General features: G+C 61.3%; 14 protein-coding genes and 1 tRNA gene. 14 read left to right on the top strand and 1 reads right to left on the bottom strand.

The genetic code is table 11. From position 1 onward, the window contains the following. Positions 1-63 precede the first annotated feature (63 nt). The 3 genes from KUD11_RS01225 to KUD11_RS01215 are packed head-to-tail and all read left to right on the top strand — an operon-like array spanning position 64 to position 4,727. A complete protein-coding gene (locus tag KUD11_RS01225) occupies positions 64-2,373 on the top strand; it encodes a DNA topoisomerase IV subunit A (protein WP_109387320.1) in 2,310 nt (769 codons plus the stop codon). 57 nt (positions 2,374-2,430) lie between these two features. Further along, the gene (locus KUD11_RS01220; RefSeq protein ID WP_109388394.1) at positions 2,431-3,603 is read left to right on the top strand and encodes a DUF898 family protein; all 1,173 of its coding nucleotides are present in this window, start codon (positions 2,431-2,433) and stop codon (positions 3,601-3,603) included. Beyond that, the gene (locus KUD11_RS01215; protein WP_109387322.1) at positions 3,603-4,727 is read left to right on the top strand and encodes a M48 family metallopeptidase; all 1,125 of its coding nucleotides are present in this window, start codon (positions 3,603-3,605) and stop codon (positions 4,725-4,727) included. Before KUD11_RS01220 ends, KUD11_RS01215 begins: the two co-directional genes overlap by 1 nt. Positions 4,728-4,749: 22 nt before the next feature. Here the strand turns inward: KUD11_RS01215 and KUD11_RS01210 are convergent, their stop codons facing one another. Further along, positions 4,750-6,102, bottom strand: coding sequence for a cytochrome P450 (locus KUD11_RS01210; RefSeq protein WP_224380126.1), 1,353 nt, complete (start codon positions 6,100-6,102; stop codon positions 4,750-4,752). 125 nt (positions 6,103-6,227) lie between these two features. On the opposite strand from KUD11_RS01210, the gene KUD11_RS01205 reads away from it, so the two are divergent. From KUD11_RS01205 to KUD11_RS01155, 11 genes are all read left to right on the top strand, one after another. Beyond that, positions 6,228-7,019 carry a hypothetical protein gene (locus tag KUD11_RS01205; protein ID WP_224380125.1) on the top strand — a complete coding sequence of 264 codons (792 nt, stop codon included), beginning with the start codon at positions 6,228-6,230 and terminating at the stop codon, positions 7,017-7,019. Between the two features lie 258 nt (positions 7,020-7,277). Then, positions 7,278-8,120, top strand: coding sequence for an FAS1-like dehydratase domain-containing protein (locus KUD11_RS01200; RefSeq protein WP_224380124.1), 843 nt, complete (start codon positions 7,278-7,280; stop codon positions 8,118-8,120). After that, positions 8,117-9,358 (top strand): CoA transferase, encoded by a 1,242-nt coding sequence (locus tag KUD11_RS01195; protein ID WP_109387324.1) that lies wholly within the window; start codon positions 8,117-8,119, stop codon positions 9,356-9,358. The genes KUD11_RS01200 and KUD11_RS01195 overlap by 4 nt, the downstream gene beginning before the upstream one ends. A 73-nt stretch (positions 9,359-9,431) precedes the next feature. After that, positions 9,432-9,507, top strand: a tRNA-Trp gene (locus KUD11_RS01190). Positions 9,508-9,672: 165 nt separating this feature from the next. Then, the gene (locus KUD11_RS01185; protein ID WP_146190873.1) at positions 9,673-10,446 is read left to right on the top strand and encodes a hypothetical protein; all 774 of its coding nucleotides are present in this window, start codon (positions 9,673-9,675) and stop codon (positions 10,444-10,446) included. Between the two features lie 133 nt (positions 10,447-10,579). Continuing rightward, positions 10,580-10,774 carry a preprotein translocase subunit SecE gene (gene secE / locus KUD11_RS01180; protein WP_109387328.1) on the top strand — a complete coding sequence of 65 codons (195 nt, stop codon included), beginning with the start codon at positions 10,580-10,582 and terminating at the stop codon, positions 10,772-10,774. Positions 10,775-10,969: 195 nt separating this feature from the next. Next, positions 10,970-11,503: a transcription termination/antitermination protein NusG gene (gene nusG, locus KUD11_RS01175; RefSeq protein ID WP_109387330.1), complete on the top strand. Its 534-nt coding sequence runs from the start codon at positions 10,970-10,972 to the stop codon at positions 11,501-11,503. A 139-nt stretch (positions 11,504-11,642) separates the two neighbouring features. Continuing rightward, the gene (rplK, locus tag KUD11_RS01170) at positions 11,643-12,068 is read left to right on the top strand and encodes a 50S ribosomal protein L11 (RefSeq protein ID WP_109387332.1); all 426 of its coding nucleotides are present in this window, start codon (positions 11,643-11,645) and stop codon (positions 12,066-12,068) included. 1 nt (position 12,069) lies between these two features. Then, complete coding sequence (gene rplA / locus KUD11_RS01165; RefSeq protein WP_109387334.1) at positions 12,070-12,768, top strand: 50S ribosomal protein L1; 699 nt, start codon at positions 12,070-12,072, stop codon at positions 12,766-12,768. A 157-nt stretch (positions 12,769-12,925) separates the two neighbouring features. Further along, positions 12,926-13,867: a LicD family protein gene (locus KUD11_RS01160; protein WP_109387336.1), complete on the top strand. Its 942-nt coding sequence runs from the start codon at positions 12,926-12,928 to the stop codon at positions 13,865-13,867. Positions 13,868-13,869: 2 nt separating this feature from the next. After that, a complete protein-coding gene (locus KUD11_RS01155) occupies positions 13,870-14,313 on the top strand; it encodes an adenylyltransferase/cytidyltransferase family protein (protein WP_109387338.1) in 444 nt (147 codons plus the stop codon). Positions 14,314-14,335 lie beyond the last annotated feature (22 nt).

Below are 14,335 nucleotides of genomic sequence, written 5' to 3'. Positions count from 1 at the left end.
TGGCCGAAGATTTCCCCGGAGCGGTGCTTTACGAGCAATCATGCCACAGGTATCACCCATTTCATGAGCGACACCCAAGATATCCCAGAAGCGATTGCCGAGCCGCTGCGCCGTGCCCTTGGCGAGCGGTATCTCACTTATGCGCTCAGCACGATTATGCACCGCGCGCTGCCCGATGCGCGTGATGGACTAAAGCCTGTGCATCGCCGCATCCTTTACGCGATGCGCGAGCTGCGATTAAGCTCTACCGGGGGCTTCCGAAAATCCGCCAAGATCAGCGGCGATGTGATGGGCAACTATCACCCGCATGGCGATGCCGCGATTTACGATGCGATGGCGCGTTTGGCGCAGGATTTCGCGGTGCGGTATCCGCTGGTCGACGGGCAGGGGAATTTCGGCAATATTGACGGCGATAACCCGGCTGCCGCGCGTTATACCGAAGCGCGGATGACGGCGGTGGCCGAAGCCTTGCTGGAAGGGCTGGCCGAGGATGCCGTTGATTTTCGGGAGAATTATGACGGCACCCTGACCGAGCCTGTGGTCCTGCCCGCAAGTTTCCCGAACCTGTTGGCCAATGGCTCCTCGGGGATCGCGGTTGGGATGGCCACAAACATTCCGCCGCATAATATCGCCGAGTTGGTCGATGCCTGCCTGCATCTGATCAAGACGCCCGATGCGCGCGACGACACGCTTTTGAATTTCGTGCCCGGCCCTGATTTCCCCACCGGGGGTATCATCGTGGAGCCGCCTGAGAACATTGCCAATGCTTACCGGACGGGCCGGGGCAGCTTCCGGCTGCGCTGCCGCTGGGAGGTGGAGGATCTGGGCCGTGGGCAGTGGCAGATCGTGATCTCCGAGATCCCCTATCAGGTGCAGAAATCCAAGCTGATCGAGAAGATCGCCGAGGTGATCCACCTCAAGAAAATCCCGATCCTTGGCGATGTGCGCGACGAGAGCGCCGATGATATCCGCCTGATCCTTGAGCCGCGCTCGAAAAATGTCGATCCCGAGGTGTTGATGGGGATGATGTATCGCAACTCTGATCTTGAGGTGCGGTTCTCGCTCAACATGAACGTGCTGATCGACGGGGTGACGCCGAAGGTCTGTTCCATGAAGGAGGTGCTGCGCGCCTTTCTCGATTTCCGACGCGAGGTGCTGGAGCGCCGCTCGCGGCACAGGATGGAGAAGATCGACCACCGGCTTGAGGTGCTGGAAGGGCTGATTGTGGCCTTTCTCAACCTCGACCGGGTGATTGATATCATCCGCTATGATGATGAGCCGAAAGCCGCGTTGATGCGCGAGGATTGGGGTCGCGCCTTTACCCGCGCGATGACCGAGGCCGAGTATGTGCCGCCCGCCCCGTCCGGCGAAGACGGCCTCAGCGATGTGCAGGCCGAGGCCATTCTCAATATGCGCCTGCGCAGCTTGCGCCGCCTTGAGGAAATCGAGCTTTTGCGCGAGCAAAGTGCGCTGATGGAAGAGCGGGCGGCGCTCGACGATCTTCTGGACAGTGCCGCGCTGCAATGGGATGCGATCGCCGATCAGCTGCGCGAGGTGAAGAAGGCATTCGGCAAGGGCTATACCCTCAAGGGCCAAAGCGTAGGGGCGCGCCGCACAAGCTTTGCCGAAGCGGGCGAGGTCGAGGATGTGCCGCTTGAGGCGATGATCGAGCGCGAGCCGATTACAGTGGTCTGCTCGGAAATGGGCTGGATCCGCGCGCTCACAGGGCATATCGACCTTACCCGCGAGTTGAAGTTCAAGGACGGTGACGCGCCGCGCTTCATGTTCCACGCGGAGACGACCGATCGCCTTCTGGCCTTTGCCGAGAACGGGCGGTTTTATACAATTTCCGCCGCCAACCTGCCCGGTGGGCGCGGCATGGGCGAGCCTCTGCGCCTGATGGTGGACCTGCCCAATGAGGCGGGGATCGTCGATCTCTTCATCCACAAACCGGGTCGCAAACTGATCGTGGCTTCAAACGCGGGCGACGGATTCATAGTGCCAGAAGATGAGGTGATGGCCCAAACGCGCAGCGGCAAACAGGTGCTGAATGTACGCGGCGAGACGCGCGCCCTGGTGTGCCATCCTGTGGCGGGGGATCACCTCGCGGTTGTTGGTGAGAACCGGAAAGTATTGATTTTTGACCTGTCCGAGCTGCCTGAAATGGGGAGAGGCAAGGGTGTCAGGTTGCAAAAATACAAGGATGGCGGCCTGTCGGACGCAACAAGCTTTGCGCTTGCCGAAGGGCTGAGCTGGCATGACCCCGCCGGGCGCACCCGCAGCGAGACCGAGCTGAGCGAGTGGATTGGTAAGCGCGCGGGCGCAGGTCGCATGGCGCCACGTGGCTTCCCGAGGGATAATAAATTCACCTAAGCTGCCGGGGCCACGCACCAGATGGTGATGAGGCATGAACGCGAGATGAGGCGAGCGATGACGGATCGGATCGCAGGCGAGTATCACGGCGAGCGCCGCGCGCTTTTCTGGCTCGCGTTGCGCACCGCCGTGCTGACCACGATCACGCTGGGCATTTACCGTTTCTGGGCCAAGACGCGCATCCGCAAATATATCTGGTCCTCAGTGGCCGGCGATGGTGACAGTTTTGAGTATACGGGCACCGGGCTGGAGAAATTTCTTGGGTTTCTGGCCGCCCTTGTGATCCTCGCGGTGTATCTCGGCATCTTACAGATGTTCCTCTTCTTTTTTGGTCTGTCGCTCTTGGACGCCTCTGAGGCGCCGGGGCAGGCCTTTTTGCAGTTTGGGGCCTTTGTGCTGCCGCTTTTGGCGGTCACGCCGTTGATCTTCTTCGCCCAATACCGGGCGCGACGGTACAAGCTGGCGCGGACCCGGTGGCGCGGTGTGCGCTTTGGCGCGGAGGCAGCGGCGTGGGGGTATGCGTGGCGGGCGATGGCGCATTGGACTGTGACAATTGTGAGCCTTGGCCTCTTGATGCCGCGTCAGACCTTCTGGCTGGAGAAATACATGGTGGACCGCACATGGTTTGGGGATGCGCAGTTCGCGCAAGGCGGCTCTTGGACCGCCCTTTACCCTGTCATGAAGCATGTGTTGATCGGGATTGGCCTGATCGTTCTCAGCGTTGGGCTTTTGGCATTCGAGCGGATCGCGTTTGGCATCCTTGCGGGTCTCATTGGGCCGATCTGGCTGCTGGTGGGCTTTGTGTCTTACCGGGTGCGGGCGTTTGCCTATCTCACGTCGATGAAAACTCTGAACGGGCACATCGCATTTGAGGCAACACCCGAGACCGGGCGGGTTGTGCGCATCGCATTTTTTGGCACGCTGATCGTGGCGCTCTTGGCCTCTGTGATCCTTGGGGTTCCGGGGGCTGTGATGACAACCCTTGTGGGGCTTGAGGCGATGGAATTCGGGCTGCTGATCATCCCCTTCGTGCTTCTTTACATGCTGGGTTTCGCAGTGGTTGGCGCGCTGTCGCTGGTTTGGGTGACGCAGCCGCTGATTGCCTATGTGGTGGGCAGGGTTCAGATTTTGAACGTGAGCGCGCTTGACGATATCCGCCAGCGGGCGGGGGATACGGGCGCAGATGCCGAAGGCTTTGCCGATGCGCTGGATGTTGGGGGGGCGATCTGATGCTGCCTGTGAAGGGCCGGTATTTTGATGGGATCACCTCGGCACGTCATGAGGTGCAGGTCACGGTGAGCGCCGACCGCCGGCATTTGCAAATCGTAGGCTCCAGCCTGCCTGAGCCGTTAAGCTGGCCTCTGCCGGATCTGCGCGCGCTGCGCGACCGGGCGCGCCCCGGGCGGCTTACAGTGACGCTTCATGCCGCGTCTGACTATGCCGCCCCGCGTGATCCCGCACGGCTGACGGTGACCAGCGCCGCGCTGAGCGAGGAGTTGATGACGCTTTGCCCGGAGCTTTTGAAAACTGACATGCGTGCGGGGGCGTGGGGGCGGCTGATCAAACGCGGTGCGTTGGCTGTGGCGGCTGTGGTGCTCATGCTCTTCGTGATCCTGCCGCGCATGGCGGATACGCTTGCTGGGCTGATCCCGGTGGAGCGGGAAGTGACATTCGGCAAATCCGTTGTGTCGCAGATCGAGCGGGCGCTCGGGGCAGAGCGGCTGGGGGAGCTGCGCTGCGAGGCCCCTGAGGGGTTGGCGGCACTGGATGCCATGACCGCGCGGCTGACGGCGGGGAGCGATGTGAGCTACGGTCTGGAGATGCAGGTGTTTGATCATGAGATGATCAACGCCTTTGCCGCCCCTGGCGGGCAGATCGTGATCATGCGCGGCCTGTTGGAGAACGCCAGCGGACCCGATGCGGTGGCCGCCGTTCTGGCCCATGAGATTGCCCATGTGGAGCGGCGGGACGCCACGCGCCATGCATTGCGCGCGGCAGGATCTGCGGGGATTTTGTCGATGGTGCTGGGCGATGTAACCGGGGGCGCTGCTGCGGTGTTTCTGGGCGAGCGTATGCTTCAGGCGAGCTACACGCGCGAGGCCGAGGCCAAGGCGGATATCTTCGCGCTTGATATGCTGAGCCGCGCAGGTGTGAGCAGCGCAGCCATGGCGGACTTCTTTGACGTTTTGGCGGATATGGAAGGTGGGATGCCCGCGCTGCCTGCGTATTTTTCCAGCCACCCGGCAAGTGCTGCGCGCGCAGAAGCCGCGCGCAACCATGCAGAGGGGCAGGGTGCGACCAGCCCGGTTCTGACCGAGGCGGAATGGGCGGCGCTTCGGGCGGTTTGCGATTGAAATCTTGCGCGCGGCTCGCGGGTCAAACCGCCTCGGCCTGAAGCCAGACACCGCCCTCAGGGCGCAGGGTCAGGATCATTACCGGATCGGGGTCGCGGCCCTTTACGGGCGTGAAACGGAAACGGCCCAGAAGGGTGGCGAGGATGATCACGGCCTCTTGCAACGCAAAGCTTGCCCCGATGCAGACGCGTGGGCCATCGCCGAACGGCAGGTAGCTGTAGCGCGGCACGGCTTTGCGATCCTCAAACCGTTCGGGTCGGAAACTGTCGGGCGCATCCCAGAGCGCGTGATGCCGGTGCAGCGCATATATCGGCACAATTACCGTGTCGCCAATGCGGATCTCGGTGCGGCAAAGCGTGTCGTCTTTCATCGCCGTGCGCGAGACGAGGGCGGCGGGCGGATAGAGACGCAGCGCCTCGTCGGCGATTTGGCGGATATAGGGCAGGTTGGCCACGTCATCGCCGGTGGCCGCACGGCCCCCAAGGGCGGCTGCGATCTCGCTGCGGGCCTTGTCTTGCACGCGGGTGTCATAGGCGCAGAGATAGAGCGACCATGCCAGTGTCAGCGCGGTCGTCTCATGGCCCGCCACGATGAAGGTCAGCAGGTTGTCGCGCAATTCCTCGGTGGTCATCTGGCGTTTGGTCTTTGGGTCTTCGCCCTCCAGCAGAAGATCCAGCAGGTCTGGCACGCCTTGCGCACCGCGCTGGCGGCGGGCTTCCACCGCCTCATCGGCGAAGGCTTTCATATCGGCCATCCCCTTATCGGGGGTGATGCGGCCGGGGCGCGGCACCCAATCGGGCAGGCCCATGAAATCGAAAAGCGATATCTTGCCCGCCTGCGCAATATACCCGTCGATGGCGTGGTGGACCGCATCCGCATCCATCGCGCCACCGCCGGAGAAGGTCACTTCGGCAATTACATCGAATGTGGTGCGGACCATATCCTCGGCCATATCAATCGCGCGGGGGCCAGCGGCGGCGATCCGTTCGGCGCTCCGCTCGGCGGCGGCGGTCATGATCGGGGCGAGGTTCATCACGTTGCGGTGCGAAAAAGCCGGGGCCGCCGCGCGGCGTTGCCAACGCCAATGCGCGCCCTCCGCGATAAAGAGCGAGTCGCCGATCGCCGGGCGCAGCAGGTTCTTTGTGACGACGGATTTGGGATAATCCTCGACCCGCTCCAGCAATATCTCGCGCAGGGCGCCGGGATCGGTGATCATGTGCCATCGCCGCCCGGTGCGCCCCGAGACGATAGGCTCCTGCGTGGCGGCCTTGGGGATAATGCTGAGAATATTGCGCCGCGCGGCGGTGAGGCTGCGCAACAGGCCCATCGGCTCCACCGGGAGCGACACGGCAACGGAGGGGCTGGATGGGGGCATTTTATCTCCGGATGATGACTACGGAGGATTTAGGGCGAGAGGCCTGCACGGGCAAATGATTGCAGCGCCCCGCCCCATGGGCTAAATCGCTTTGCAGGAAGATATCATAGGAAGGCTGCCGCCTCATGTTCGCCCATCGAAAACTCACCCGTCTTGCCGCGCTGTGCTGTGGCCTTGCTTTGGTGAGTGCGTGCACCAATGCCAATGATCTGGACAGCGCGCCCGTGCCTTTGGGGGATTTCGCGCTGGGCCATAACGTGGTGGTGGCGCCAAACCTGACCAAGGGCCCTGCCTCGCGCGATGCGACGGAAGAAGAATGGGCAGCCTCGGTGAAAGCGGCGATCGACGAGCGGTTCAGCCGCTATCAAGGCGCCAGGCTCTATCACTTGGGGATTTCGGTTGAGGGGTATGTGCTGGCTGTGCCGGGGATACCGTTGGTCGCATCGCCCAAATCGGCGCTGATTGTCAACGTGACGGCGTGGGATGATGCGGCAGGCAAGAAGCTGAATGAAAAGCCTGAGCAGATCACGATCGTTGAGACGATCTCGGGTAGCACGATGATCAGCTCTGGCCTCACGCAGTCCAAGGAGGTTCAGATGGAGAACCTCAGCCGCAACGCGGCGAAGCTTATCCAGAACTGGCTGGTGCGTGAAAACCTTGACAAGGAATGGTTCGGCGGGGCGGAGGCGAATAAGGCCGTCCTGCGCGCGCAACGGGCTGCGCAGGCGCAGGTTGATGCGGAGGCAGAGGCTGCGGTGGCAGCCGAAGAGGCCACGGATGCGGCAGCAGACGGTGCTACAGAGGCTACAGACGCTTCTGCGGATGTTGTGGCGACAGGGGCTGCCGCGCAGGCGGCGTCTGTGCAATCTACGTTGATCGTAACCGAGCCTGATGTGGTCCTGGCGCCGGAAAGCTGATCCCGGCCCAACACTGCCTATAAAATAAGCACGCGCACCTTCCCCTGCGGCGGGCTGTCGCAAAGCGGTGCAATTACAATATCACGCCGCAGCGCAGCGTGACTGCAAAACTGTGAATGGTTTCAAGAGTTTTGCGGGAGGTGCAGATGCAGCATCGCGGTTTCTGCATGCCGTTGCATTCCGATAACCCATTAAAAACATTTGATATTATTTGAAAAACCCGCCATGTACGGCGCAATTCGAACAAAAGGAAGACCTATGGATCAGGTCAATCTCACCGCTTGGGCGGGCAAGCAGGATATGTCCAGCGGCAGCATCGACGCGACGATGGCTGCGATGCTGGCGGCCACGCTGGAACATGGCGATGCGCCGCGCATGGGCGATGTCCTGCCGCAGCTGTGGCATTGGTGCGCCATCCTGCCGACCGTGCCCAACAATGCTTTGGCCAAGGATGGTCATCCGGCGCTTGGGGGGTTTTTGCCGCCCGTACCGCTGGAGCGGCGGATGTGGGCCGGGGGCGCTTTGACGTTTCATGCGCCGCTCCATGTGGGCGAGGTGATCACCCGCCATTCGACCATCGCGAAGGTCAGCGAGAAGCATGGCGCGACAGGGCCGATGGTGTTCGTCACAGTCGATCACGAGGTTCATGGTGAGGACGGGCTGGCCATAACGGAGCGGCAGGATATCGTTTACCTCGCCATCCCCGATAGCTTCACCCCACCCCGCAAGCAGCCTTTACCCGAGGGCGCGGCCTACGCTGAGGATGTGCGGGTCAATGAGGCGCTTCTGTTTCGGTACTCGGCCTGCACGTTCAACGCGCACCGCATTCATTTTGATCTGCCCTATGCGCAAAAGGTCGAAAACTACCCCGGCCTTGTCGTGCATGGCCCGCTTCAGGCCACACGGCTGATCGCGGGGGCGGCGCGCACCAAGGGGCGCACGCCTGACGGGTTCACATTTCGCGGGGTTCACCCGCTTTTTCACGACGATGGATTGCATCTGCGCGGCACATGGGAGGACGGGACGCTCCGGCTTTGGGCCGGGACGAGCCTCGGGCACCAGACGATGCAGGCCTCGGCCACATGGGAGGAGATGACATGACGGGAATTTTGCAAGGTATGCGCGTTGTAGAAGGCTCGGCCTTTGTGGCGGTGCCTCTCGCGGGGATGACATTGGCCCAGATGGGGGCTGAGGTGATCCGCTTCGACCGTATCGGTGGCGGGCTTGACGCGGGCCGCTGGCCCATTGCGCCCGACGGGCAGAGCCTTTTTTGGGCAGGACTCAACAAGGGCAAGAAATCCGTCGCGGTCGATATGAAATCACCCGAGGGGCGCGAGTTGATCAGCCGGATCATCACGGCACCCGGCGATGATGCGGGGCTCTTCATCACCAACCTGCGGGTGCGCGGCTGGATGGATTACGAGACCCTCAGCCAGCAGCGCGAGGATATGGTCATGGTCACCCTTACCGGGGATCGTCATGGCCGCCCGGCGGTGGATTACAGCGTGAACCCGTCTTTGGGCGTGCCGGCCATGACCGGCCCCGAGGGCAGCGATGACCCGGTGGCGCATGTGGTGCCATGCTGGGACTTGATTGCGGGCAACATGGTGGTTTCCGCCCTCATGGCAGCTGAGCGTCAACGCCTGCGCGGCGGCGGCGGGCAGGAGGTTGAACTGGCCCTCAAGGATGTGGCGGCGGCGGCCCTTGGCCATTTGGGGATGATCGGTGAGGCGGCCACGACAGGTCAATCGCGGCCCAAAGCAGGCAACGCGCTTTACGGTGCGTATGGTCAGGATTTTCTCTGCGCCGATGGGCGGCGGGTGATGATCATTGGCCTGACAGACCGGCAATGGACGGGTATCGTCAAGGCTACGGATACGGGTGAGGCGATGGACGCCCTCGCCGCGCGTACGGGTCAGAATTTGCGCGTTGAAGGCGAACGCTGGGTCTTGCGCGATGAGATCACTGCGATTTTGAAGCCATGGTTCGCCGCGCGTGCGGTGGCGGATTTTGGCGATGCGTTTGATAAGGCAGGTCTCACATGGTCCGAGTTCCGCACCCTTGATCAGGCGCTGCGCGAGGATGCAGACCTGAGCGAGGCCAACCCTATGTTCACGCAGATGGACCACCCCGGTGTGGGCCGCTACCCTGTGCCCGGTCACCCGGCCACGTTCTCGTCCCACGCGCGCCGCGCGCCCGAGGTCGCGCCCGCGCTGGGCCAGCATACCGAAGAGGTGTTGGGGGATGTGGCGAAGCTGGACGATCGCGAGATCAGCGCGCTTTTCGACAAGGGAATTGTGCAATCGCCCGATTGGTGCAAATCGCGCAGTGCGGCGTAAGGGCGGCGTGCGGTAATCTCAGCTGATCGGGCCTTGCGCCCGAGCGCGAATTATCTTAATCCGCACCCCCAGTAGGGGTATAGCTCAGTTGGTAGAGCGACGGTCTCCAAAACCGTAGGTCGCGGGTTCGAACCCTGCTGCCCCTGCCATTTTCGAACCTTTCGAATATTATAGACTGCTCTGCGGCCATGGTGCTTTCGCTGGGTCATTAACTCTGCCGCCACGCTAAGGCCATATTGAGGGGCATTTGCCTCGCAATTTCCGCGTTTGTCACAATTTTGCCCGAATCGCGCCCTAGCTTGGCTTTATTCGGAATGAGCACGCTGCTGTGCCCGAGCTGGATATGCGTGGGGGCGCAACGAATAAGTGGTGCTGCTGTGTCAATATCCGATGAAATTTCCGGCCTTTATGTGGACCCGCGCGATGTGCGTCCCGGTCTCCGCCTGCAACCTCTGCAAACGCGACCTGAGCCGGTTTCAGAGGCCGAGGTTGATAGAATTATCGCCCAAACCCTCGCCAAGAGTCGTCAGGAGGATGCCCGCGCCGCGCTTCCTCAAGTGGTTGACCAAGAAGAGCTTCTGGGGTTTGCGGGGCGTAATGCACGCCGCGACGCCGCAACTCGTGAGGCCGCAAATATCCGCCGCGCCCAGAGTGCCGCCCGCGTCATGCCCAAGATTGAGGATCTGACAGGGCGACGTGTGGCTGGCCCCTGGCAAAAGCGCGTGTTGATCGCTGCCCCGATTGTCCTCGTTGTTATATGGAAGCCTTGGTTGATCCTCGGTCTGGTGATCGTGGTGTGCTGGCTTGTGATCGCGGCCTTTGCCGCCTTGGGCGGCGCCCGTGTGGCCGAGGGGTTTATCCGCTTCTATGTCTGGCTGGATGCACGCAATCCTGAGCGGGCCGAGCGGATGCGTGACCGGGCTGACCGGCTTGCCATGCGTCTGGACGCCCTGCTTGACCGACTGCCAGAGCGCTGGACAGAAGGGCTCTACATGCCTGATTTCAGCCGCGCGAGCCTGATGGGCGATGGTCTGGACGGCCGACCTGACCCGTTTGACCGCATCGCCGCCGAGGCGCGCCATCTCTGAGCGCGGCTCCGTGTGCGGCTCTGGGCGGGGGTGATCATGGGGCCTCAGGGGCGCGCGTGCACCGCGTATGCGCCCTTGAAATCACGCGCGCTGCGGCGTATGTCGCTTGAAACAGGCGAAAAGAGACGATCACATGGCACGCACCAACCCCGTTCAGTTTATTCAGCAGGTCCGCTCGGAGGTCAGCAAGGTCGTCTGGCCCCAGCGCCGCGAGGTGCTTTTGACCACGGTCATGGTGTTGATCATGGCCACGCTGACGGCGATTTTCTTCGCGATTGTGGATCTTAGCATCCGCACAGGCCTTCAGGCTATTTTGGGCAACTTCTGATCTGCGCGTGGTTTTCGGCGCTCGGGCCTTGAACCGCTCAGCAATCAAAGGTATTGCCCGCCTCACCTCCGGGATATGGCGCGCTTCGATTCGGTGAGCGCGCCGATTTCGTGTTTCGGGGCCTCTGCGCGGCAAGCGCGCGGGACAGCAGAATTTTCGGCCAAAGCGCCGAACGGAATGAGGATGTGATCAGGCATGGCGAAGCGGTGGTATTCGGTCAGCGTGCTCTCGAATTTCGAGAAGAAGATCGCAGAGCAGATCCGGCAATCCGTGATCGAGAGCGGTCTTGAGGACGACATCGAAGAGGTGATGGTCCCGACAGAAGAAGTGATCGAGATTCGGCGCGGCAAAAAAGTGACAGCGGAGCGGCGGTTCATGCCCGGCTACGTTCTCGTGCGGATGGAAATGTCCGATCAGGGCTATCACCTGATTAATTCCATCAACCGTGTCACCGGCTTTTTGGGCCCTCAGGGACGCCCGATGCCGATGCGCGACTCCGAAGTGCAGACAATCCTTGGCCGTGTGGCAGAGGGTGAAGAAGCGCCGCGCACGCTTATCCACTTTGAAGTGGGTGAGAAGGTCAAGGTCAACGACGGCCCGTTCGAAGATTTCGACGGGATGGTCGAGGAAGTCGACGACGACAACCAGCGCCTCAAGGTGGCGGTGTCGATCTTTGGCCGGGAAACCCCGGTCGAGCTGGAATTCACGCAGGTCACCAAGCAGAGCTGACGTGTATCGCTTCTCTGGCCCGTCTGGGCCGGGAAGCACCCCGATGTGGGAGGCGAGGGCGCCGCGGCGCCCAGACCGGACCACGGCAACGAATATCCCGAAGGGCGCGCCCCGAGGGTGTTGAAAAAGGAGAAGGCCAATGGCCAAGAAACTCGTCGGCAGCATGAAATTGCAAGTGCCCGCCGGACAGGCAAACCCCTCGCCGCCCGTAGGCCCGGCGCTGGGTCAGCGCGGCATCAATATCATGGAATTCTGCAAGGCGTTCAACGCCAAGACGCAGGACATGGAGCAAGGTGCCCCTTGCCCGACCGTGATCACATATTATCAGGACAAATCCTTCGAGATGGAAATCAAGACGCCACCTGCGTCCTATTACATCAAGAAGGCAGCCAAGCTGAAATCCGGCTCCAAGACGCCAGGCCGCGATGTGGCAGGCTCGGTCTCTGTGAAGCAGGTGCGTGAAATCGCCGAAGCGAAGTGGAAAGACCTGAACGCAAACGACGTCGAAGCTGCGATGAAAATCATTGTCGGCAGCGCGCGCTCCATGGGCATCGAGGTGAAGTAAGATGGCAAAACTTGGAAAACGGGCGCGTTCGGCGCGTGAAGCATTCGACGGCAAGAGCAATCTGTCGGTTGAAGAGGCTGTGGCACTGGTCAAGAACAACGCCAAGGCGAAGTTCGACGAGACTATCGAAGTGGCTGTCAATCTGGGCGTCGATCCACGCCACGCAGACCAGATGGTCCGCGGTGTGATCGGTCTACCCCACGGTACCGGTAAGACAATGCGCGTCGCCGTGTTTGCCCGTGGCGCGAAGGCTGAAGAAGCCGAAGCGGCTGGCGCGGACATTGTTGGGGCCGAGGACCTGATGGAAATCGTCCAAGGCGGCAAGATCGATTTTGATCGCTGCATCGCGACGCCTGACATGATGCCCGTTGTGGGCCGTTTGGGCAAAGTGCTTGGCCCACGCAACCTGATGCCGAACCCCAAAGTGGGCACGGTGACCATGGATGTGGCCGATGCAGTGAAAGCGGCAAAGGGCGGCGAAGTGCAGTTCAAGGCCGAGAAGGCCGGTGTGGTTCACGCCGGTGTCGGCAAGGCCTCCTTCGGGGAAGCGCAGCTTGTCGAGAATGTGCGCGCCTTCATCACGGCTGTGGCCAAGGCCAAGCCTGCCGGGTCCAAAGGGGCCTATATGAAGCGAATTTCGCTGACCTCGACGATGGGTCCGGGCGTCACGATCAGCGTTGGCGAGGCCGTCAGCGAGTAAGATGCACCCAAAACCTCGCGGTATTTGAGCAGGCCTCCCTTTGGGGGGCCTGTTTCTTTTTTGCCGCACCGTTTTTGCGCGTGGCATGGCTTTGGTTAAGTAATTCTTGCACAATGACGGCCTACGCGGGCAACCTACTCCTCAATGATAATGTCGAATGACAGATCTTGAGGCAGTGAAAATGCAGGATGTCCTATCTGAGACTCGGCCCACAGGGCCGAGGGTGGCAGATATTCATGCGATTGCGGCGGCTCAACTGGAGTCCGCAGACGCGGATTTCAGCCCGTTTGAATATATGAAACAACTGGATGCCTTGGCCGAGACGCCGCGCAGTCTGACCGAGCTTGAGGCGCGGATTATGCTTCAGTTTGTGGGTCGTATCCGCCCTGCTCGCACGCGCATTTTCATGAACTCCTTGCGAAAGCTGCGCATTGCCGCCGGTGAGCGGGAGATGTTTGACGCGTTTGAAGCGCGTCTCAAACGTGCCGCTGGGGCGCAGACGCTTCTGGGTCATGATTTCCTGCCCGACACGTTTGATGCGCGCGACCACAGCCTTGTCTGGGACGAAGTGATTGCCGCAGTTCGGGCGCTGGATGCATTGGGGGGAGAGGTATTTCTCAATTCGGGCACCCTTTTGGGAGTGGTGCGCGACGGTAAGCTGATTGATCACGATGATGACGTGGATCTGGCGATCATGCTCAACGCGCGCACAGAGCGTGAGGCTGGGCGCATGTGGCGTGTCTTGCGGATGCAGATGCAGGAGGCGGGTTTGCTTGATCTGAGTGATGCAAAGCCGATGGCGCAGGTGCAGCTTAAGACCGGGGCCGGTGTGTCCGTTGACGTGTTCCCGGCGTGGACCTATCAGGGTCGCGTTTATGTGTATCCGCACACCTATGGTGAGCTGAGCGTTGAAGATGTGTTTCCCTTGGCCCTCTGCCCACATTCGAACCTGCCCATCCCGGCTGCGCCCGAGAAGATGCTGGCGGTGAATTACGGCCATGACTGGCGCGATCCGAACCCTTATTTCCATTTCCCCTGGAAGCAGAAGAAACGCCAGTTTGCCCGCTTTTTGCGCGCATCCGGCATGGCGGAGATTTGAGCATGAGACGCAAGCGCGCAACTGTTTTAACCTATGGTACCTTTGATCTGTTTCACTCTGGCCATGTGCGTCTGCTTGCGCGTCTGGCCAAGCTTGGTAACCGCTTGATTGTAGGCTGTTCCACTGATGCGTTTAACGCGACCAAGGGCAAGACTTGCATCATGCCATTCGAGGCGCGTGCCGAAATCCTCGCCGCGTGCCGCTATGTTGACGAGGTTTTTCCGGAGGAGAGGTGGGACCAAAAGCGCGGCGACGTGCAGAGGTTCAGTGCTGATATTTTTGCCATGGGCAGCGATTGGACGGGCAAATTCGATGACCTGTCGGATCTCTGCCGGGTGGTCTATCTGCCGCGCACGGAAAATATATCCACAACCGAGATCAAAAAGCTGGTCCTCGCTGCCGGTGTTTCCCCACCTGGCGCGATCGGGGCGGCGACGGCTGCCTGACCAATACTCAATTTCGCACGAG

Origin of the sequence: Roseovarius carneus (genome assembly GCF_020141465.1) — a bacterium.
GTDB classification, from domain to species: domain Bacteria; phylum Pseudomonadota; class Alphaproteobacteria; order Rhodobacterales; family Rhodobacteraceae; genus Roseovarius; species Roseovarius carneus.
Note: the sequence above shows the minus strand (reverse complement) of the source record. Positions and strands in the feature narration are given on the sequence as shown.

Coding starts and splice junctions, on each gene's coding strand:
- KUD11_RS01225 (WP_109387320.1), top strand. CDS start 64: ATGAGCGACACCCAAGATATCCCAGAAGCGATTGCCGAGCCGCTGCGC.
- KUD11_RS01210 (WP_224380126.1), bottom strand. CDS start 6,102: ATGCCCCCATCCAGCCCCTCCGTTGCCGTGTCGCTCCCGGTGGAGCCG.
- KUD11_RS01155 (WP_109387338.1), top strand. CDS start 13,870: ATGAGACGCAAGCGCGCAACTGTTTTAACCTATGGTACCTTTGATCTG.
- KUD11_RS01195 (WP_109387324.1), top strand. CDS start 8,117: ATGACGGGAATTTTGCAAGGTATGCGCGTTGTAGAAGGCTCGGCCTTT.
- KUD11_RS01200 (WP_224380124.1), top strand. CDS start 7,278: ATGGATCAGGTCAATCTCACCGCTTGGGCGGGCAAGCAGGATATGTCC.
- rplA (WP_109387334.1), top strand. CDS start 12,070: ATGGCAAAACTTGGAAAACGGGCGCGTTCGGCGCGTGAAGCATTCGAC.
- nusG (WP_109387330.1), top strand. CDS start 10,970: ATGGCGAAGCGGTGGTATTCGGTCAGCGTGCTCTCGAATTTCGAGAAG.
- secE (WP_109387328.1), top strand. CDS start 10,580: ATGGCACGCACCAACCCCGTTCAGTTTATTCAGCAGGTCCGCTCGGAG.
- KUD11_RS01220 (WP_109388394.1), top strand. CDS start 2,431: ATGACGGATCGGATCGCAGGCGAGTATCACGGCGAGCGCCGCGCGCTT.
- KUD11_RS01215 (WP_109387322.1), top strand. CDS start 3,603: ATGCTGCCTGTGAAGGGCCGGTATTTTGATGGGATCACCTCGGCACGT.
- KUD11_RS01205 (WP_224380125.1), top strand. CDS start 6,228: ATGTTCGCCCATCGAAAACTCACCCGTCTTGCCGCGCTGTGCTGTGGC.
- rplK (WP_109387332.1), top strand. CDS start 11,643: ATGGCCAAGAAACTCGTCGGCAGCATGAAATTGCAAGTGCCCGCCGGA.
- KUD11_RS01185 (WP_146190873.1), top strand. CDS start 9,673: ATGAGCACGCTGCTGTGCCCGAGCTGGATATGCGTGGGGGCGCAACGA.
- KUD11_RS01160 (WP_109387336.1), top strand. CDS start 12,926: ATGACAGATCTTGAGGCAGTGAAAATGCAGGATGTCCTATCTGAGACT.